Here is a 20147-nt window from a genome sequence, read left to right as displayed (position 1 = left end):
TTCCTGCTCATACGCTCCGAAATGTGACGTCATCCTTGATCCGGGGCCGGCCGCGGCGTGCCACCGCTCATATATCCCTGCGGGTGCTGCACACCGTGGTGGGCGGGCTGGCCGGGCTGGTGTGGCTGGTGTTGCCGTGGATGACGATCAGCAGTGACATGCCGGTTCCGGCCACCCGTGCGCACCCGGCCGCCGCGAGCGCCGCCGCCCCGCAGCAGGACGGGACGTCGACGGTCGATCTGGTGCTGCCGCTGGTTGCGGTGGGCGCGGCGGCGGTGGTCGCGGGGTACGGGTATGTGCGGCGCACCCGGCGGGCCCGGACGCGTACGACGCCCGGTGGCGCCCCGGCCCCCGCCGGGCCGCACGCACCGCCGCTCTCCGAACTCGACGAACGCGTCAGGGTGTTGCTGGCCGAGGCCGACGACTGGGTGCGCACCAGCCGGGAGGAGCTCGGGTTCGCCGAGGCGCGGTCCGGGGCGGACTCCGTGGCGCCGTTCCTACGGGCCGTGCGGGACGCCGAGTCCGAGCTGTCGGCCGCCTTCCGGATGCGGCAGCAGTACGACGACGGTGTCCCGGAGGACGAGACGTCCCGGCGGCACGCGCTCACCGGGATGGTCGGGCGGTGTCAGGAGGCGGGGCGGCGGCTGGACGCGGAGGCCGCGGGGTTCGACCTGCTGCGCGCGCTGGGGACGGCGGACGGTCTGGGCGAGGCGCTGGAGGTCGCGGAGGGCCGGTTCCGTGCGCTGGCCGCGCGTACTGCAGGCGCCGGGGCGACGTCGGCCGGTCTCGGCCGGCGGTACGGCTCCACCGCGGTCGAGGTTGTCACCGGGCATGCCGAACAGGCCAAGGACCGCCTGGTGTTCGCCACGACCAGGCTCAACCAGGCCCGCCAGGCCGCGGACATGGGGGCGGACGAGGATGCGGCACGGCATCTGCGGGCCGCCGAGGGGGCGATAGCCCAGGCCGACGTGTTCGTGGCCGGCGTCGAGCGGCTCGCCGCCGATCTGGCATCGGCAGCGGGACTGGTGCCGGCCGCACTCACCGGGGCGGAGGCGGAGCTCGCGGCCGCGCGGACAGCTCGTACCGATGCGGGAGACATCTCCGCCGGCGAGTTGCATGCCCGCGCCGCCCACGCCGACCTCGTCCTGGCCGCCGTACGAGACGAGGTCACGGCCGGGCCGTACGACCCGCTCGACGCGCTCCGGCTGATCGTGCGGGGCCTTGGGCCGGTGGGGGTCGGACGGGAGGGGGTGCTGTCGGTCGCCGCGTCGCTGGTCGCGCGGAGTGCCGTGGCCGAGGCCGACGCCTACGTCATGACGCACCGGGGAGCCGTCGGGAGCACGGCGCGCACCCGGCTGGCGGAGGCGCAGCGGCTGCTCGCCGAGGAGCCGCCGGAGCTGCCGGCCACCGACGCCCTGGCCCGCCGGGCCCGCGAACTCGCCGAGCGTGACGTACGGGTGCGTGGCAACCCGCTCGCCGGTGCGGCCGAGCACGAGAGCGGAACCGCAGGGGCGGTCGTCGGCGGAGTCCTGCTGGGCCCCCCTTCTGAGGGCGGCCCCCCGGCAAGCTTCGGCGGCCCCCGCACCCATGTCCGCCGGGCGGAGTCGGGGTCTCCTGACCAGGGTCTCCGGCGGAGTCCGCCGGACAGGCCCTGAGCAGGTCGGGCGAGGGGCACGGCGGTTCGGCCGCGCCCTGAAGGGGCGCGGGACTGTATCGCCATGCGGCTCCGCCGCGCGGGCGCGACCAGCCACGACGTGCCGGCAGACGATCGAGGGCCGGGCTGAATGCGGCCCCGCCGCGGAGCCGCGCACCGGCAGGGCCGTGGAGCGCCGAGGGTCAGAACAGACTCAGCAGCGCCTCCGCCGGATCCGTGAGCCCCGTCTCCCCGTCCGGCAGGGGCAGTTCGAACCACACCGTCTTGCCGCGCGGGGTGCGGCGGGAGCCCCAGGCCGCGCTCAGGAGGCCGACGAGCTGGAGGCCCCGGCCGCCCTCGTCGGTGTCGCGGGCCCGGCGGCGGCGGGGCTGGACGAGGCCGGAGTCCCAGACCTCGCAGACCAGGGTGCGGTCCAGCAGGAGCCGCAGTCTTATGTCACCCTCGCCGTACCGCAGGGCGTTGGTAACCAGCTCGCTGACCAGCAACTCCGTGGTGTCGACGAGGGGTTCGAGGTCCCAGGACAGCAGTTGGCCGCGGGCGTACTCGCGGGCCCTGCCCACGCTGCGCGGCTCGCGCGGCAGGGTCCAGTCGCCGACGGAGTCGGCGGGCAGACCCTGGACGCGGGCCATCAGCAGGGCGATGTCGTCCTCGCCGTGGTGGGTGTCGAGGGTGTTGAGGACCTGGTCGCAGACGTCCTCCAGGGGCGCGGAGGGGTCCGTGAGCGCGCCGACGAAGGCCTGGAGGCCCTCGTCCAGGGGGTGGTCGCGGCTTTCGACCAGTCCATCCGTGTAGAGCGCCAACAGTGCACCTTCGGGTAGTTCGACCTCCACCTCCTCGAAGGGCTCCCCGCCGACGCCGAGCGGCATGCCCGGCGGCACGTCGAGCATCAGCGCGTCCTCGCCGGGTTCGACCAGGACGGGGGGCAGATGGCCCGCGTTGGCGAAGGTGCAGCGGCGGGTGACGGAGTCGTAGACCGCGTAGACACAGGTGGCGAGGTACACCTCGGAGAGGTCCGCCTCCCGGGGGCGGCGGGCCGCACGGGTGGCCTGCTGCACCCCGCCGGGCGCGCCGAGGCCACGCGCGATCTCGTCCAACGCGCTCAGCACTTCCGCGGGTTCGAGGTCGAGAAGGGCGAGCGTCCGTACCGCCGAACGGAGTTCACCCATCGCCACGGCCGCGCGCAAGCCACGGCCCATGACGTCCCCGACCACCAACGCCGTCCGGTGGCCCGGCAGTTCGATCACGTCGAACCAGTCGCCGCCGACCTCGCTGGGGCGGTCGGCGGAGGAGTTGCCCGGCAGATAGCGGCAGGCGATGTCCAGGCCCGAGGCCACCGGGTCGCCCGGCGGGAGCAGCGACCGCTGCAGCATCAGGGCGCGTTCGTGCTCACGGCGGTACAGGCGCGCGTTGTCGATACAGACGGCGGCACGCGCCGCGAGCTCCACCGCCAGGTCCCGGTCCCGGTCCCCGAACGGCTCGCTGCCCTTCGTACGGGCGAACTGCGCGAGTCCTACGACGGTGTCGTGGGCGACCATCGGCACGGCCAGCGTGGACTGCACGAGGCCGCCCTCCTCGCCGGGGACGAGCTGGGTGCGGGCGGTGCGCAGGGCGTCCGCGCAAGGGGAGTTGAAGGGGTAGTGGTGGACCGCGCCGAGGGCGACGGGAGCGCCGCCCCCGACGAACGGCGCGTCGGAGACCGCGCTGGCGAAGGCGACCCGGCGCAGCTCCGCACTGCCGTCGGCGAGGCCCGGCGGGGTCTCGTCGCCCACCAGCAGACCCTGGTAGAGGTCGACCGTCGCGAGGTCGCAGAATCCGGGGACGACGACGTCGAGGAGTTCGCGGGCCGTGGTCTCCAGGTCGAGGGAGTTGCCGATGCGGGCGCCGGCCTCGTTGAGAAGGGCGAGATTGCGCCGCGCGGCAGCGGCCTCGCGGGCCGCGGCGCGACGGGAGGTGATGTCGGTTCCGAGCCAGGCGACACCGATGGGGCGGCCGGAGCCGCTGTGCACGCGGTACAGGTTGATGGACCAGTGGCGGCGGTCCTCGGAACCCGGCACGAAGCCCGTGACGTGCATGTCCGTGATCGAGTTGCCGGTCTCCAGGACCCGGCGCAGGGTGGCCGCGACCCGCTCGGCCTCGGGCCGCTGCAGATAGTCGTGGACGCCGCGGCCTCGGTGGTCGTCGGGAGTGCCGCCGAAGGTGCTGGCAAACTGCTGGTTGGCGCGGCGGACCCGCAGATCGGTGTCGATCAGCAGGAACCCGAAAGGAGATTGACCGAAAATCGACTGCGAGGCGGCAAGGTCGGTCTCGATGCTGCGCAGGGTGCGTACGTCGACCACGATGCAGACGGCGGCCTTCTCGCCCTCCTCGGTCCGCGTCGGCATCACATAGACCTCGGCGAGCCCCTCCTGTCCGCTCTCCCCGGCTGCCGCGCCGGGCTTCCGGAACGGGACCACTCCGGTCCACTCCCGCCCGTCGAGGATCTCGGCCATCTTGCGCTGACCCTGCTCCCGCAGGTCGGAGTCGATGAAGGCCTCGATGGGGTCCATGCCCACCGCGTGCTCGGCGGGGATCCCGAAGAGCTGCTCGGCGCGCAGACTCCACTGGTCGACAAGCCCGTCGGGGCCTATGGAGAAGGACGCGACCTTGATGTAGTCGTAGATGGAGCCGGGTGGGCTGCTCTGCCACATGGCGTCACCGAGAGGTGTTCCGTCGGTCCCGTCGAAGGAGGACAGGCCGGTCCCGCCCGCCGTCCCGCTCGTCACATCGGCCGCGGCATCACCCGCGGCCTCAGCCCTCGCGCCGTCCGACGGGTCCTCGGACTCCGTGGCCTTCGCTGGTATCTCGCTCACGCGAACCGTCCCCTCCAGCTCACCGCGTCCGGCACCGGTCACCGGGGGCGGCTGCCCGCAGTATCCAGCACTACGGCGCCGCACAACACGGTGTTCACGATCACAGCACGGTCCCGACGGTTTTCGGTCCCGGCTGCGACAACACTTCCAGTCTTCTAACCAGCCGGGACCTCGTCGAACCACGCGCACCGAACACTGCCACTGGCCTGAACCAGCCGGTCGACAGGGCAGGTGCCCGCGTACAGCGTCCGACGGACCGGACCAGGAGCCGGCTCAGCCCGGCACGGCGAGCTCGAACCACACGGTCTTGCCCGCCTCGCCGGGCCGGGTGCCCCAGCGGCGTGAGGAGTGGGCGACCAGTTGCAGCCCCCGGCCGCTCTCGTCCTCGGGGCGGGCCACGCGTTCGCGCGGCGGGTCGGGGAGCGGGTCGGAGACCTCCACCAGCAGGACGCCCTCAAGGGCGACCGGCCGCACGAGGCGTACGCCGATGGGTCCCGTGGCGTGCCGAAGGGAGTTGGTGACCAGCTCGCTGACCAGCAGGGCCGTGAGATCTCCGAGGACGTCCAGCTCCCAGGTGCGCAGTTGGCCGCGGACGGCGGCGCGGGCACTGCGGACGGCGCCCGGTTCCGCGGGAAAGCTCCACTCGGCGCAGTCGCCATCGGTGTCGATCACGCCGATCACTTCCCAGGCCAGGTGCACACCCATGTCCGGTTTCATGGGGTTAATGGGCACATACCCGATATCCAGGGCGCAGTACCGTGCGGGCCGGGAGCTTGCTCCTCCGGAGCGGTGCCGCGCGCCCATGAGCTCGGGAGGCCGTGTTGCCCGGCGGCCACGGGTGCGTTGCGGCTGGTCGCACCCGCGCGGCGGAGCCGCATGTCTACACAGCCCCACGCCCCTGAAGGGCGGCCACCTCACGTACCGCTTGGACGTCCTGGTCCAGCCAAGGCACCGTCCACAGCTCGTCCGGGGTGAGCCAGCGCAGTTCGTCGTGGTCCTGGAGGGGTTCGGGGGCCGCGGAACCCGGGCGCAGGCGGGCCGTCCACACCTGAAGGACATACGGCGGCCTCAGGGGCCACTCCCCCGGTACGGGCGCTACGGCCTCGGCGTCCACGCCGAGTTCTTCGCGCAGTTCGCGCACGAGGGCCGCGTCGGGGGTCTCGTCCTGTTCGACCTTGCCGCCGGTTCTCTAGGCTACTCTCTGCTGTCGATTCGTTACTCTTCCCGCACGGAGCTGTGCACGTGAACGTCCTGGAACACTGGTCCGTCGACTTCTACGACTTCACCGCCCCACCGCCTGCCACCGAAGACCCTGGACTCCCTGACTTCGGAGACCTACACGCCAGGGCCATCCGCAACGGAGCCCGTCACGGCACACCCGTCGTCCTGTCGCCGTCGGGTCGGCCGGACACCCGCATCAACCTCTTCTTCCGAGAGGGGCGGATGGCGACGTCCCAGCCGGGGACCTGGCGGCGCTACGCGTACACGCTCGTGGTGTGGCTCGACTTCCTCGATGCCATCGGCACCACGTGGGACCGAGCCACTGTGCGCGACATCGAGGCGTTTAAGGACTGGCGCATCACCGACGCACGCAACGAGGAGCGCGTGAAGGCCACGTCCTTCGACACCGACCGTGCAGGGCTCAACAGCTTCTACACCTGGGCAAGCTCCCGGTTCGGCATCACGAACCCGGTCGCAACCGTGCGCGCCGACGAGGAGGCGCCGGCCCCGCAGGCGTACGGCCGGGCACGACGAGACCCGCTGCGTCCGGCAGGGGCGACGAACCGGCAGGTCAAGTGGTTGCTACGGGATGCCCTGGAGCAATGGCGGGACATCGGCCTGCGCGGATACGGCTTCGACGGACTGCGTCGTCCCGCTTACCGAGCAGGCTTCAACGAGGACCGGGACACGGCTTTCGTCGACGGCTTGTACGGGACCGGGCTCCGGCTGCGCGAGTGGGCGAGCATCCTCGACATCGAGCTTCCCGCGGCGGGCAGCGAGCGGATGGGGACGGCGTGGCTCGCGGCGAAGTGCATCAAGGGCGGGAGGGAGGGGCGCACGTACTGGATTCCCCGGCGGGTGCTGCAGTCCGTCGAGGGGTACCTGGATCCACTGGAGGGGTCCAGGACGGAGGTCGTCCGCCGCGCGCAGCAGCAGGGGCGCTACGAGCGGCTGCACGGGGTACGTATCGTCACCGGCCACAATCCCCGCACCCGGCAGGCGTACGTCGCCTCGGCCGACGGCTCCCAGCCGGTGGCGCTGGACGAGCTCTCGCCGGACGACCGACGTCTGCTGTTCCGCCGTACACCGCAGGGCCTCGAACCGCTGTGGGTGTGGTTGTCGGTGAACGGATTACCGAAGAAGCCGCACAGCTGGGAGGACACCTTCGACGCGGCGAACCGGCGGATCGCCGACGCGTGGTTGTTGAAGGACGATCCGCAAGGGCGACTGGACGAGGCACAACGCGAGCAGCTGCGGCGCGAGTGCCCGCTGTGGATGACGCCCCACATGTGCCGGCACTCCTTCGCGTTGAAATGGTTCTCGATCCTTTCGCTGCTGGAGGAGCGCCGCCTCGAGGGTTTCTCCCCCGATGAGATCGAGGACTTCCGCGACCAGCTCGGCGACATCTGGCTCCAGCTCGCCGTCCTGCTCGGGCACCGCCACCCGGACACCACTCGGGAGCACTACCTGGAGCCCTTCACCGGGTTGCAGGTCTCCTACCTGATGGCACTGCTGGACGACGACGAAAAGGTGGGCGTGGACACACTGGTACGGATCTTCGCCCGGCACGGCGGGTCCGTAGTGGGCCCGGTCGTCGCGGCGGGGGTTGCGCAATGAGGGGCGGTCGACGGGCTTCGCTACCTGCCCCCGGCTGGTCGCCTCCGGAGCGGCTGCCCGAGGGAACCGCGGGTGCCGTGGTCATCTTCCACGAGGAGGGCACCGGCCGGGCCGTCCGGTTCGACTGCTCGGATCTGCCGGTCGCGGAACCGGTACGGCGATGGCTGGTGGAAGTCCTGGCCGAACGGGCCGGACCACGCAGCGGCGTGAAGCGCGCCAAGTCCTTCCGCAGCAGCTTCCAGACAGTCCGTGATTTCGCCAGGGCGCTCGGTTCCAGTGAACAACCGCCGGCTCTCCCCTCGGACATCAGCGCCGTCCACATCAAGGCGTTCCGCTCTCTGTTCCCGGATCCGCAGGCCCAGCGGACCTGTGTACACCGCCTCCGCGTCGTCCTGCGCGACCGTACAGACCTCCCAGAGGCGGCGCGGCGCGAGCTGTTCGGCACCAGGGTCGCCACGAAGAAGGTGTCGGAGCAGGTCACTGCCTACTCCGAGCTCGAATGGCAACAGATCATGACCGCGCTGCGGCGTGACGTACGGCTGTGCCGCGACCGGATCCGGTCCGGGATCCGGCTCCTCGAGCGCTTCCGTTCTGGCGACCTGGAAGAAGGCACCCGCGCCGCTGAACTGGGGCTCCTGCTGGACTGTCTCATCCGGACCGGCGACCTTCCCCGGCAGAGCGACGGCTGCGGTACCGACATCGTGAAGCGGTACGGCGGCGTGACCGCCGTGGTGCGCATGCTGACGCTGTCTCAGCAGGAGGCCAGCGCCTTCGCCCTGCTGCTGGCCGCCCTGACGGCGGAGAACGTGGGCACCATCGCCAGGTGGCCGGCCCTGCATCGTCGACCGGACGGTGCTTCGGAGAACCTGTCCGTTGCGCTGGTGGAGCAGCGCAAACCCCGACGCGGCCCGGACCGTGAGCACCGTGTCGTCGCCGTGGAGGATCTCCCGGTGTCCCTCCGGTCCGTCCTTGAACGGGCGTACGGAAGCGAGCCGCTGTTTCATTCACCGCTGCGGGTCTACGAACTGCTCCTGGAGCTGACGGCGCCAGCCCGGCTGATCAGCGGCCTGACAGGAGCGTTCGTCCACCGCAGGCTGTCGAACCCGGCCGGGCGGGACTCCCTTTGGTCTCAGGAGATCCGGGTCGAACGATGGGCTAGGACCCGGGGATTTCCGCCCGTCAACCACGAGGGCAAGGGCGGGCTGCCCGGCGTCGACGTACGCCGCGTCCGCCAGACCGCTCTGGAGATCCAGCGTCGGCCTGTGTCGCACACCCGGAACACTCTTCGGGACCACTATCTGCGGCGCAGCGAGACCGTGCGCGAGCAGAGCCAGAAGGTGGTCGCCGAGGCGCTCGAGGAGGAAGTCGGCAAGGCACGTGCCCTTGCGGGCGTCGTCGTCCTGCCGCCCCGGCTGCTGGAGTTGGCCACCCAAGAGCTTGAGGCGGCTGCCACCGAGGCCGGGCTCGCCCCGCACACGCTGAAAGGCTTGATGACGGGCGAGCAGGACACCGCTGTCGTGGCCTGCCTCGATCACCACGACAGCCCGCACGCACTGATCGGGCAAGCGTGCCCGGCATCGTTCCTGAACGGCTGTTTGAACTGCGTAAACGCACGCGCCCTGCCGCACCACCTGCCGGTCCAGACCGTGCTGTACGACCGGCTGGCCGCGCTGCGGTTCAACCTCGATCCGCAGCTGTGGCAGGCGCGCTACGCCGGACCGCTCGCCAGGTTGGACGACATCCTCGGCCACTACAGCGCAGCCGAACGCGACCGCGCCCGCTCCTCGGTCAGCCCAAGCCAACTCCTGCTGATCGACGCCCTGCTCGAAGGACGGACCGACCTGCGATGACCACGCCCGCCCGCATCCCCGTACCGCGCGAAGCATACCCTGTCGCCTGGCCGGATGATCAGGTGCCGGTGCTGCGTAACAGGCCCGTCCGGATCGGCACCGAGACGGCTCGCCTCTCGCGCTTCGGCGACGACGTCTGGCACATCCGCCCGGCGCACCGCGACCCGCACGTCTCGGTCGCCAACCTCAACTTCCTGTCCTTCCCCGACTCCCTGCGCCGACAGTTCCGGGCCGTCATGCTGGCCGCCCTCGATCACCCGCTGCCGGTCGAACCAGGAGGACGCCAGCGCCCTGGGCAGCAGATCGGCATCGGCTCATTCTCCAATCTGGCCTGCGATCTCCAACTTTTCGCGCACTGGATGCACGGACAGGGCCTCGGACGCATCGCCGACGTGACCGACCGCGACCTGGACATCTACCTACGGCACGTCAACGCGCTGGACAAGTCGCCGATGCGCAAGGCGGACGCCTTGTGTGCGGTGCGGACCGTGTGGCTCTTCCGCCCCTTCCTCCCCGCTCCCTGCCGCCTCGTGAGCGGCTTTCCCTGGCACGGACGGACTGCCAACGAGCTCGTCGGCTTCAGAGCGAGACAAGGCGAGAACAAGCGCCCCCGCATTCGTGAGGCGACCATGGAGGCACTGCTGGCGTGGTCCCTGCTGATGCTGGAACAGATCGGACCGGATGTCCGCGACGCCTGGCACGAGTACACCTTGCTCAGCCGTGGTGAACACCCATCGCAGTCGATCTACTCCGGCGGCCCCGGGCCTCGCTTGCACACCTACGCGGAGAACTGCCGACGCAACGGCAACGCTCTTCCCGGCAAGCCCGGCCCCGACAGACCGCAGATCAACTACGGTCACGTCCTGCGCCTCGTCGGTCTGGACGGCAAGAGCCAGTTCAGCCCTGCCCAGAAGCGCTGGCTGGCCCAGCAGGGCCTGCCCGTCGCCCCCGACAGCACCGTGGGCACCATCACCGGCCAGATCCAGGGACACCCCTGGTGCGACACCCCCGTCAGCATCGCCGAACTGCCCGGCCTGTGGCGTCGCCTGGGAGCCGCCCTGTTCATCATCATCTGCTACCTGTCCGGTATGCGCCCGGGCGAGGTGCTCGCGCTGCGCCGTGGCTGCCGCGGGGTGGACGAGACGACCGGGCAACTCGTCGTCAACGGATATCGGGGCAAAGGCTTTGACCGCACCCCGGACGCGCCGGGAAAGACCGAGCCCGAGCGCCCCTGGGTGGTAGTCGGCGTCGTACACGAGGCCATCGCCCTGCTGGAATCCCTGCACGACCAGCCCTATCTCTTCCCCGCCCAGCTCTACGCCGGCACGCTCCGCTCATCCACCACTCACGCCCGCACCTGCCACTCCATCAACCGCGACATCGCTGACTTCGCCGCCTGGGTGAACCAGTACTTCCGCCGCGCCGACGGCAGCGACCCCATCCCCGAGGACCCGGCCGGGAACCTCAACGCCAGCCGCTTCCGCCGCACCCTGGCCTGCTTCATCGTCCGCCGCCCGCGCGGCCTGATCGCCGCGGCGCTTCAGTACGGGCACGTCGACACCAAGGTGACGCTCAACTACGCGGGCGCCCCGGACACCGAGTGGCTGCAGGACGTCGCGGTGGAGAAACTCGAACTCGTCCTGGAGCAGATCAACGAGGACGTACAGCGTCTGGAGGCAGGCGAACACGTCAGCGGGCCGTCCGCCGACGCATACCGCCGGAGGGTCACCGAAGCGGCCCACTTCCCCGGCCGTACGGTCGTCAGCCCCCGCAGTGCCGCACGCCTCCTGGCCAGCACCGACCCACAGGTGCACCACGGCGAGGGCATGACCTGCGTATGGCGGCCCGAGACAGCGGCCTGCCGCGCAGCCCGCCTCGCCCAGGGACTGCCCGAACCCTCCGGACCGGACGAGAGCGAGTGCCGCCCCACCTGCACCAACCTCGCCTTCACCGACCGCGACATCGCCCGCCGTAAACAGGAGCTCCGCGATCTGGAGTCGGCCAGAGACAACCCGCTGTCTCCCCTCCCTCTCCGCGACCGGGCAGCGGCTCAAACCCAGCGCGTCGCGGCGCTCATCCACCGCCACGAACACCCCGACGCCGAAGGAGTACCGGCATGACCATCCGGCACCCACGCGACCATGACGCCGAGCGTGCAGCTCTCCGCACCGCCGCCGATCGCCTCCTCGGCGGCACTCCTCTGCGCTCGGAGTCTGGCCGCCTCACCGTCACCGAGCTGCTGCGCGAATCCGGCCTGCGGCGGGACGTCGTCTACGGCGACCACAAGGACCTGGTCGAGGAGTTCCAAGCACGTGCACGGGCCCAAGACCACACCCCCACCCTCGCGCGCTCCCTCGCCGACGACAACGCCCAGCTGAAACAGAAGCTGGCTGAGATCGCGTCCGCGCTGGCCAAAGAGCGCGAGGTGACCGCGGCTCTCCGCCGGCTGATCGCCGAACTCGACCTGGAGTTGCACGCTGCCCGCGAAGACGGCAGGTCCTCCCGAGTCACCAATCTGCCGGCACGACGCCGTCCGACGCCCCGAGGCTGACCTCAGGCACCTGGGTGTCAGGGGCAGCAGCCGGGCTCGAGGCAGCCTCAGATCAATTTTCCGCTGGCCTTGAGATCGTCGAACAGCAGCTGGTCGACCGGGGGAACCAGAGGGCGGTCCGCGTACGAGAACCAGGCGGTTTCCTCGATCTCGCTGCTCGCGGACAACCTCCCCTCGTAGTCCGCGGTGTAGCAACTCATGCGCACCACTGTGCCGGTCGGGGCGCCGGGCACCTCGGCCTCATATGTGCCCACGTGCACCGCCGTGGACGGATCGATGAGCACGGTCAGCTCCTCCTTGATCTCGCGTAGCAGCGTCTCGAGATCGCTCTCCGAGCCTTCCCGCTTGCCGCCGGGAACGTAGAAGACGTCCTTGCCCCGCGGCCGCGCGCAGAGAACCCTGCCGTCCTCGACCCGTACCCAGGCCACCGTGTCGATCAGGACCGACATCACTCCGCCTTCGTCATCTGGACCCCCCGGTGAGGCAGGACACTAGCGGCACCACAGCCGCTGAATCCCGCTCAGCCCTCCAAGCTGCCGATCGCCTCGTCCAGCCACTTCCTCTCTTCGGCTCCGGTCGCACGGGCGATGCGCAGCATGCCCTGCCGGAACAGGTCTGGTGCCTCCTCGGCTCGCACTGGCTCGCCATCGCGGTAGAAGAAACTCGACGGCGTCTCGAGGAACACCTGGCGGCGGCGGAGGACGGCGGCCTGCCCGGCAGGCTCCGGAAGATGACGCAAGAACGCGAGCAACGTGAAGAAGCGCTGGCCATCGGTGATTTCCACGTCTTTGGGGTTCCGCAGGCGAGCCAGCAGCTCGGTGCGGCCCGCATCCGTGAGAGACAGAACCCGGCGGTGCGCGGCACCGCTGCCGGGCTCGGTGCGCTGCTCGACCAAGTCGGCCTTCACCAGCCGCGTGATGGCCGGATAGAGCGCACCGTCGCTCACCGGGCGGATGTGACCGTTGAGGGCTTGGATACGCGCCTTCAGTTCGTAGCCGTGAAGGGGTTCCTCGTAAAGGAAGCCCAGAATCGACAGCTCCAGCATGCACCGATCCCCTCGCTTGCACCCGTCCCGCACTCTTGTTCGCTCCGCGTCACCATGTTATCTCTTTTCGCTGTACCTCGATTAGATGTACAGCGAAAAGAGGGGCTGTGTCATGGGTGCAGTGGAACACCGTCGCAAGCTGATCTCACTTGCGTATCCCGTTTACTTCGAGCTCCTCGCCGGGGTCATGGCCGGGATCATCAACATGGTCTGGGTCGCCCGGCTCGGCGGGGACGCCGTCGCCGCAGTGGCGGTCGCGACTAACGTCGAGAATCTGCTGCTCGGCGTCGTCCTCGTCGCCGGCTCGGGCACGACCGTGCTGGTCGCCCGGGCCAGGGGTGCGGAGGATCCGGCAGCGATACGTTCTGCCGTACGCGGCGGCTGGGCACTGTGGGCGCTCGTCACACCCGTTGTCGCATTCGGCGGGTATCTGGCCCGCGAGCCGCTGGCCCGGCTCGTGCTCGGCGGCGACGACGGCCGTTCGCTGTCCCTCGCCACCGGCTACTTCGCCATCGCGTTACCGGGGATCGCGGTGTTCTTCGCCACCAACGTCGTCGACGGCATCCTCAAGGGCTCTGGCGACACCCGCACTCCGATGAAACTGTCCATGCTCGCGAACGGGCTGATCCTCGTACTGGACCCCGTCCTCATCCTCGGTCTCGGACTCGGGGTGCGCGGGGCGGCTGTCTCCACCGTGCTGGGGCGGACGGCCGCACTCATCTGCGGTCTCCTCGTTCTGCACCGCAACGACCCACTGCGGCGAGCCGCGAAAGGCACCTCACCCCGAGTCGAGAGGCTCGGCACCGACGTGCGCAGGACCGCTGCGACCGGTTTGCCGATGTCAGCCGACTTCCTCATCAGGATGACAGGGGCACTCGCACTCGTCGCCGTTGTCGCCCGGATCGGCGTAAGCGACATCGCAGCGTACGGGATCGCGACCAAGGCGATGTACGTCGCGACCATGGCCTTCTACTCGGTACGACAGGCTGCCGCCATCCACACCGCGCACCTGCTCGGCGCCGGACAGGACGAGCGGCGGAACGCCGGACGCCAGGCGCTGATCCTTTCAGGGGGCCTGGGACTTGCAGCAGCCCTGGCCCTACTCACCGCCGGACCGTGGATCATGCGAGCCTTTGGCGCCGAGGGCGAGGTAGCAAAGGTCGGAGCGCTCTACCTGCGCTGCGTGGGGCCCTATCTGGTGCTGCTCGCGTGCTTCATCGCGTTGGGCGGTGTTTTCGAGGGCAGCGGCAGCAGCCCGGCTCTTGCTCGAATCACCTCGTGCGGAGTGGTGCTGCAACTGGCGCTGGCGTACGGCATGTCGGGATCAGGACTGCCGGGCATCTGCCTGGCCATGGCGCTGTCGATGGCGCTGCAATGCGCGGCCGTCGCCCGGATGTACCGACGCATGGCACCGTCCGCGGCTGCTGACAGCAACAAAAGTCGGCCGGAAGCCTCGCTCGCGCAGCCCGACAGCACACCACCCGACAACCGACTTGCCTAATGAACGCCGGGCAGTTCCCAGCGGCCGGCGAGTTGGGGAGGCGCGCTGCGACGGGCGGCGAGCAGGCGGCCGCCGTCGAACAGGGCGGCGCCCACCACCACGATCCGTTCCGTCATGCGCGGGAGCCTACGGGAGTCAGTTGACCGGGGCCGTTCCGTTCTGCCCGTTCTGACCTATGCGCTCGACCCAGTACAGCTGCTTGTGTCCGCGGTCGTCGAGGCTGTCCGCGATCTTCTGGGCCTCGGCCCGGGTCGCGTACCTGCCCACGCGGTACTGATTGCCGTTGTCGTCCTGCCGAATGACGAGCCAGGGAAGCGTGATCGTGCCGTCGTTCATCGCGCCCCACCACCCCTTCCCGCCCCGGCCCCACCGCTCCTCGCCCGCGGTTCGTGCCGTGCCCCACCCTCTAAGGAAACCGCAATCCGCATATGCCCGAGCCTACGCCTTACCTTTACGCAGCGAACACGGCTTTTCACAAAGAGGTACGCAACCGGCCAGAGCGAGGGGGGCGCACGGACTCGAATGCGCCGCGCGCGGGCATCGACGCATCCGGTCAGCCGCATACCGGGCACGCAGGGGGCGACCTGCGAGAACGGCCAGATTCCACCAGCGTGCGGGGCGGCCCCGGGGGCGCCCGAAGGCGGTCGTGGCGAGGGGGCGGCGGGGTCAACTGCCGTAAGGGTGTGCGCTACTTCACTGGGAGGTGGTACGCGACGCGGTAGCGATCGGCGGGGATGACGACGTCGGCCGTCTCCACGGGGCGGCCCGAGGCGAAGAAGGTGCGCTGAATGACCAGGACGACATGGCCGGGGACGCCGCCGAGGGTCACGAGCTCCTCGGCGAGACCGGGGCGGGCGCCGACCTCCTCGGTGACGTTGTCCACGATCACGTCGATCGCCGCCATGCGCTCGACGACGCCCATGCCGCCGAGCGGACCCTCCTCGGGGAGCATCACGGGGGTGCGGCCGGTGACCGCGAGAGGCTCCCAGGAGGTGGAGAGCATCATCGCCTCGCCGGCCTCACGGAAGACGTACCTCGTACACATCACACGGTCGCCGGGCTTGATGCCGAGCCGCTCGGCGACACAGCTGCTCGCCTCGGCCTGGGCACTGCTGGACCCCCAGGTGCCGCGGCCCTCGCCGTCGGCCTGCTCCTGGCGGAACGGGGTGGCTCCGCCGGCCGGGCGGAACCCTGAGCGGGCCACGCTGCGGGGCACCGGCCGCTCGCGGACGTATGTCCCCGATCCGGAGCGGCCCTCGACCAGGCCCTCCGCCATCAGCACCTTGCGCGCCTCCAGCGCGACGGTGTCCGAGACGCCGTACTCCGCGCGGATCCTGGCCTGGGACGGCAGGCGGGTGTGCGGTGGCAGCGAGCCATTGACGATCTTCTTGCGGAGATCACCCGCGACGCGCAGGTACGCCGGCTGCTCACCGAAAGTCACTGGCCGCTCCCATCAGGTTGTACAGACAGCAACAGCGTGGCAACCGTGGGTTGTGCGGTGCAAGCAAAGGCCAGAGAATCACTCGATGTGATGACATGTGCCCGCGGAGGGCTTTACGCAGGCACTTTCTCCCCGCTATAGCCGAGGTCACACCTCGAACTCGGAGCTGCCTCCGGTGCCGTTCCCGTCGTCCTCCTCGTCCCGGGACTCGGGCGGGACCGCGGTCAGCCCCAGAGCCTTGCGGGCGGTGACAGCGCGGTCGGGTGTCGAGAGCGCCATGACGAGGTCGTAGTGCTCGTAGAAGCTGTTCGCGTCGTCGGCCTTCGCGGCGCGCGCCCATTCCTCCTGTCTCGCCGTGACCTCCTTGACGACCTTCGCGACCGGCGCCTTCGCGTCGGCGGGCCATGAGTGGCCGCGCAGCATCCGGGCCTCCTCGGTGAGCGCGGCCGACATCCGTCCGGCCCATTGCCGACCGGCTTTCAGATCGTCGTCGGGGCTGTCCTTGGGCTGCCGGTCCAGGGCGGCGTTCTCGACGTCGGCGGCCTTGAGATAGGCGGCCTGGTCGGCGTCCAGCGTCTGCTTGTCGTTGCGCAGCGAACCCTTCAGGCCGGCCTTCTCGTCGGTGTTGCCGAAGAGACAGGTCACCTCGCGGTCGCCGTACCGCCAGCTCTGGCGGCCAGGCGTCAGGTAGTACACGTCGACGTCGTCGGGCACGGCCCAGGCGTCCATGGCGTAGCCGTAGCGGAGCGCGTAGCACCGGGTGTCGGCGGCGTCCGTGACCTTGCCGTCGCCCGGGTAGCGGGTGCCGCCCGCCATCCTGAAGGTGGCGAAGACCTCGGCGTCGTGCAGGCCGGCGCACGGCACCTTGTCCACGTCGTAGGCCATGCCCTCCAGGGATCCGCTCGGGGAGTCGAAGCACTCGCCCTTGGCCAGGGAGTAGGCGCTGCCGTGGTCGTGTGCGGCGTTCTTCAGCCAGGCGTCCAACGCGGCGCCGCCGACCGGCACCGCCACCCACAGCACGAGCCCGAGGCAGGAGAGGACCGCGCCGGTGACGGCCATCCCCCTGCCCCGCTCGCCGCTCCTCCTGATCTGGCGCAGCGCGACCAGCCCCAGCAGCAGGCCGAGCGCCGGAACGCAGCAGAGGATGCCCAGGGCCAGGGCGGCGATGGCGACCCCGTTGACCGGCGCGGGGCTGTTGTACGGGCGGTAGCCCTGCCCCCACGGCTGGTACGGGTACGGCCCGGGAGGCGCGCAGGGCCCCTGCGGGTGCTGCCCGTGGGCGTACTGGCCCGGCGGGTACGGCCCTTGGGGTTCCTGGGGCGGGGGCCCGGGAGGCGGGGGTATGGACACGGCTGCCGTGCTCCTGCTTCAGGTGACTGACGCACAGAACCGACGCACAGAACTGACGCCGCACACAGGTGGCGCACTGAAGGCGTACAGAACTGACGTACAGAACTGACGTACGACTGGGCGCATGGTAAGCGTGCGGTGAGGAAAAGAGGACCCCGAGCCTCCGTTACTTCTGGGTCCGCCCGCGCTCCGTCTCCAGCAGTTCCACGCACCGCCCCAGCAGCCCGACCAGCGCCGCGCGCTCCTCGTCGGTGAACTCGGCGGCCAGGGCCCGTTCGACGCGTACGGCGCGGGCGTCCGCGTCGGCCATCACCGCGCGGCCCTCGTCGGTGAGGCGGGTCTCCAGGACGTTCTTGTGCCACTCGTGGGGAGTGCGTTCGATCAGGGCGCGGTCCTGGAGGTTGTTCAGGACCGTGTTCATGGTCGGCGGCGTGACTCCGCACAGGCGGGCCAGGGCGGCGGCCGAGATGCCGGGGTTCTCGGAGAGGTGGATCAGCGCCGAGTACTGCGCGACCGTCACGCCGGCCGGTCTGAGGACCGCCGTCTTGGTCGCACTGAGAGCCTGTTCGGCCCGCTTGAGGTGGGAGCCGAGGCGCTCGGACACGGGCATGGACGTCATCTCCGCATGGTAGCGGCCCCTTTCAACGATCAACATACAGCCACGAGTAAATGCATTGACGATGATTAGAGTTCTAATCTAGGTTCATACACGCAAGGGAGTTAGTACCGAACCGGCCCCTGAAACGAACCTGAGACGAGAGGCACCGACGTGTCCCGTTCGATCCACCGCCGTACGTTTCTGACCGGCGCCGCCGCGCTGGCCGGAACCATCGCACTGCCGGCGACGGCCGCCCGGGCCGCCGCCGCGCCCCGCATCAGTACGGCCTTCACACTTCCCGAAGAGCGCGCCTACCCCGAAGGGATCGCGCTCGACGCGCGCACCGGCGACGCCTATGTCGGCTCCTACACGACGGGGGCGGTGTACCGGGCCGCGCGTGGCAGCCGTGCGGCCGAGGTCTTCCTTCCGTCCGGCACCGACGGCCGTACCACCGCCAACGGGCTGAAGGCCGACCCGGCCGGGCGTCTGTGGGTCATCGACTCCACCGCCGGGGTGGACGTCTACGACCTGCGCACCCGCGCCCTGCTCGCCCGCTTCACCGTCCCCGTCGGCGGCCCCTCGTTCGTCAACGACCTGGCGCTCGGGCCGGACGGCACGGCCTATCTCACCGACAGCTCCCGCCCGGTGGTCTACCGCGTCACTCCGGCCGACCTGGGCCGTGCCCGCGGCGGCAGCGCGACGCTCGACGCCGCCTACGACCTGAGCCCTGTGGCCCCGTCCGAAGGGCTCCTCCTCAACGGCATCGTCGTCGACCCGTCGGGCCGGTACCTGCTGGCCGTCGGCATGACCGGCGGCGGTCTGTACCGGGTGGGCACGGTCACCGGATCCGTACGCCAGGTCACCCTGGACGGCGGCGACTTGAAGAACGGCGACGGTCTGGAACTGGCGCACGGCACGCTGTGGGCCGCGCACAACGCCACCAACACCCTCAGCCGCTGGCGGCTGTCCCCGGACGGCACCTCGGCCCGCCTGGAGCGGCGGTTCACCGACACCGCGCTGCAGATCCCGACCACCCTCGCCCGCACCCACGGCCGCCTGCTGGTCGTCCGGTCCCAGTTCGACAAGGGCGGGCCGATGGGGTCGGGGGTGCCCGAGGAGCCGTTCACGGTGGCCTGGGTGGACGGGATCTGAGGGCCGGTCAGCCGGCCGGTCGCGGTCGGCCGACGGGTTCGCCGAGCGTTCCTCGCTGTTCCTCGGCCGGCCTGTCCGGCGAGGACTCGGCGGTGCGCACCACCCGGGACGGCGCGGTGGCACGGAGTTCGGTGCCCTGCGCCGGCCAGGACCTGGCGGATGGTCCGACACCGGCGCCAGGGACTCACCGCGGCCCGTACGGGCTCACCTCGCCCGCCGCCCGCGCCGAGGCGCAGGGAGTGGCCCGGCGGTCCTCGGCAGCAGCCCCTCGGTTGGCGCCGTTGAACCGGGCGCCCGAGACGGATTCCGGCACACCCGCGACGAGTTCGTCCCCGAGCAGGGCGGACGCCCTCATACAGCCGCGCGAGGGCGGCCGCCCTCGACGGGAGGGACGGTTCAGTCGCGGAAGCCCGTGCGGCGGGTGCGCTTCTCCCAGGCGAGGACGTCCTCGCGTACCTGGTCGAGGTGGTCGAGGACCGCGCTGACGCTGTCGTCGCCGAGCGGCAGGCGCAGCGGGGTCCGGCCCGCCTCCAGCGCGGCGAGGACGAGTGCCGCCGCCTTGGCCGGGTCGCCGGCCCGTTCGTCGAAGCCGGCGTCGACCATCGCGCGCGTACCACCCACGGTGGCGTACGCCCCGCCGTCGGCGCTGGCCTGCGTCCCGTCGTACAGGGACGTACGGAAGGCGCCCGGTTCGACGACGAGGACCTTGATGCCGTACTCCGCGACCTCGCCCGCGAGCGCCTCGGACATGCCCTCCAGCGCGAACTTCGTGCCGCTGTACGCCGAGAAACCGGGATAGGACGTCTGGCCGCCCATGCTGCTCATCTGCACGATCGAGCCCGAGCGCCGCGAGCGCATGTACGGCAGTACGGCGCGCACCAGGGCGGCGGGGCCGAAGACGTGCACGTCGAACAGGGCACGCAGTTCGTCCTCGGTGGTCTCCTCGAAGGCACCGACATGGCCGCGGCCGGCGTTGTTGACCAGGACGTCTATCCGCCCGTGCCGTGCCACCACGTCCCGCACCGCCGGTTCGGCCGCGGCCGTGTCGGCGACGTCCAGGCGCAGCGCCTCGACCTGGTCGGGGTGGGCGGCCACAAGGTCGTCCAGCCCCTCGGGCCGCCGGGCGGCGCCCACCACCACGTCACCGTCGGCGACGGCCGCCTCGGCGACGGCCCGCCCGAGTCCGCTGCCGGCACCGGTGATCAGCCACACCTTGTTCACGAAATCTCATCCCCTCCGGGCAACGCTCCGAGTGACTCCCTGAGCGCTTCGTGAACCAGGCTGCTCCTGTGGCGAGTTGCCCGTCCAAGACCTACGG

Annotated in this window: 17 protein-coding genes and 2 pseudogenes; 7 read left to right on the top strand and 12 right to left on the bottom strand. The window is 70.6% G+C overall.

All coding sequences use genetic code 11. The annotated features are described in order from the left end of the window. The first annotated feature begins 23 nt into the window (after positions 1-23). Positions 24-1655: a hypothetical protein gene (locus tag LJ657_RS08500; RefSeq protein ID WP_232647778.1), complete on the top strand. Its 1632-nt coding sequence runs from the start codon at positions 24-26 to the stop codon at positions 1653-1655. A gap of 181 nt (positions 1656-1836) precedes the next feature. Here the strand turns inward: LJ657_RS08500 and LJ657_RS08495 are convergent, their stop codons facing one another. The 3 genes and pseudogenes from LJ657_RS08495 to LJ657_RS08485 form a co-directional block, all read right to left on the bottom strand. Then, positions 1837-4503 (bottom strand): SpoIIE family protein phosphatase, encoded by a 2667-nt coding sequence (locus tag LJ657_RS08495; protein ID WP_232647777.1) that lies wholly within the window; start codon positions 4501-4503, stop codon positions 1837-1839. A gap of 273 nt (positions 4504-4776) precedes the next feature. After that, positions 4777-5220, bottom strand: a complete 444-nt coding sequence (locus LJ657_RS08490) for an ATP-binding protein (protein ID WP_372487829.1) — start codon at positions 5218-5220, stop codon at positions 4777-4779. Between the two features lie 163 nt (positions 5221-5383). Beyond that, positions 5384-5686 (bottom strand): annotated as a pseudogene (locus LJ657_RS08485) (NUDIX domain-containing protein); the annotation flags it as partial. Positions 5687-5745: 59 nt separating this feature from the next. On the opposite strand from LJ657_RS08485, the gene LJ657_RS08480 reads away from it, so the two are divergent. The 4 genes from LJ657_RS08480 (at position 5746) to LJ657_RS08465 (ending at position 11742) form a co-directional block, all read left to right on the top strand. Next, the gene (locus LJ657_RS08480) at positions 5746-7341 is read left to right on the top strand and encodes a site-specific integrase (RefSeq protein ID WP_232647776.1); all 1596 of its coding nucleotides are present in this window, start codon (positions 5746-5748) and stop codon (positions 7339-7341) included. A 77-nt stretch (positions 7342-7418) separates the two neighbouring features. Then, positions 7419-9191, top strand: coding sequence for a hypothetical protein (locus LJ657_RS08475; RefSeq protein WP_232647775.1), 1773 nt, complete (start codon positions 7419-7421; stop codon positions 9189-9191). Then, entirely contained in the window at positions 9188-11311 is a 2124-nt protein-coding gene (locus LJ657_RS08470; protein ID WP_232647774.1) for a site-specific integrase, read from the top strand. The genes LJ657_RS08475 and LJ657_RS08470 overlap by 4 nt, the downstream gene beginning before the upstream one ends. Then, positions 11308-11742 (top strand): hypothetical protein, encoded by a 435-nt coding sequence (locus LJ657_RS08465; protein WP_232647773.1) that lies wholly within the window; start codon positions 11308-11310, stop codon positions 11740-11742. Before LJ657_RS08470 ends, LJ657_RS08465 begins: the two co-directional genes overlap by 4 nt. 47 nt (positions 11743-11789) lie before the next feature. Here LJ657_RS08465 and LJ657_RS08460 read toward each other — a convergent pair whose 3' ends face one another. After that, positions 11790-12191 carry an NUDIX hydrolase gene (locus LJ657_RS08460; RefSeq protein ID WP_232647772.1) on the bottom strand — a complete coding sequence of 134 codons (402 nt, stop codon included), beginning with the start codon at positions 12189-12191 and terminating at the stop codon, positions 11790-11792. Between the two features lie 71 nt (positions 12192-12262). Next, a complete protein-coding gene (locus LJ657_RS08455; RefSeq protein ID WP_232647771.1) occupies positions 12263-12787 on the bottom strand; it encodes a PadR family transcriptional regulator in 525 nt (174 codons plus the stop codon). Positions 12788-12899: 112 nt separating this feature from the next. Between LJ657_RS08455 and LJ657_RS08450 the strand changes: the two genes are divergently transcribed. Next, positions 12900-14288 carry an MATE family efflux transporter gene (locus tag LJ657_RS08450; RefSeq protein ID WP_232647770.1) on the top strand — a complete coding sequence of 463 codons (1389 nt, stop codon included), beginning with the start codon at positions 12900-12902 and terminating at the stop codon, positions 14286-14288. A gap of 5 nt (positions 14289-14293) precedes the next feature. On the opposite strand, the pseudogene LJ657_RS08445 reads toward LJ657_RS08450, so the two are convergent. The 5 genes and pseudogenes from LJ657_RS08445 to LJ657_RS08425 all read right to left on the bottom strand — a co-directional run. Next, positions 14294-14404: pseudogene (locus tag LJ657_RS08445) on the bottom strand (DNA mismatch repair protein MutT); the annotation flags it as partial. Between the two features lie 19 nt (positions 14405-14423). Beyond that, a complete protein-coding gene (locus LJ657_RS08440) occupies positions 14424-14624 on the bottom strand; it encodes an SPOR domain-containing protein (RefSeq protein WP_232647769.1) in 201 nt (66 codons plus the stop codon). A 352-nt stretch (positions 14625-14976) separates the two neighbouring features. Continuing rightward, a complete protein-coding gene (locus LJ657_RS08435; protein WP_232647768.1) occupies positions 14977-15729 on the bottom strand; it encodes a GntR family transcriptional regulator in 753 nt (250 codons plus the stop codon). Positions 15730-15876: 147 nt separating this feature from the next. After that, complete coding sequence (locus LJ657_RS08430; RefSeq protein WP_232647767.1) at positions 15877-17079, bottom strand: DUF4190 domain-containing protein; 1203 nt, start codon at positions 17077-17079, stop codon at positions 15877-15879. A 166-nt stretch (positions 17080-17245) separates the two neighbouring features. Beyond that, positions 17246-17698: a MarR family winged helix-turn-helix transcriptional regulator gene (locus LJ657_RS08425; protein WP_232647766.1), complete on the bottom strand. Its 453-nt coding sequence runs from the start codon at positions 17696-17698 to the stop codon at positions 17246-17248. A 150-nt stretch (positions 17699-17848) separates the two neighbouring features. Between LJ657_RS08425 and LJ657_RS08420 the strand changes: the two genes are divergently transcribed. Then, positions 17849-18829: an SMP-30/gluconolactonase/LRE family protein gene (locus LJ657_RS08420; RefSeq protein WP_232647765.1), complete on the top strand. Its 981-nt coding sequence runs from the start codon at positions 17849-17851 to the stop codon at positions 18827-18829. Positions 18830-19013: 184 nt separating this feature from the next. On the opposite strand, the gene LJ657_RS08415 is transcribed toward LJ657_RS08420, so the two are convergent. Then, positions 19014-19184 carry a hypothetical protein gene (locus tag LJ657_RS08415; protein ID WP_232647764.1) on the bottom strand — a complete coding sequence of 57 codons (171 nt, stop codon included), beginning with the start codon at positions 19182-19184 and terminating at the stop codon, positions 19014-19016. A 41-nt stretch (positions 19185-19225) separates the two neighbouring features. After that, the gene (locus LJ657_RS08410; RefSeq protein WP_232647763.1) at positions 19226-20050 is read right to left on the bottom strand and encodes an SDR family NAD(P)-dependent oxidoreductase; all 825 of its coding nucleotides are present in this window, start codon (positions 20048-20050) and stop codon (positions 19226-19228) included. Positions 20051-20147 lie beyond the last annotated feature (97 nt).

This window comes from Streptomyces guryensis (assembly GCF_021261325.1).
GTDB classification, from domain to species: Bacteria; Actinomycetota; Actinomycetes; order Streptomycetales; family Streptomycetaceae; genus Streptomyces; species Streptomyces guryensis.
This window is presented reverse-complemented; position numbering and strand designations above follow the sequence as displayed.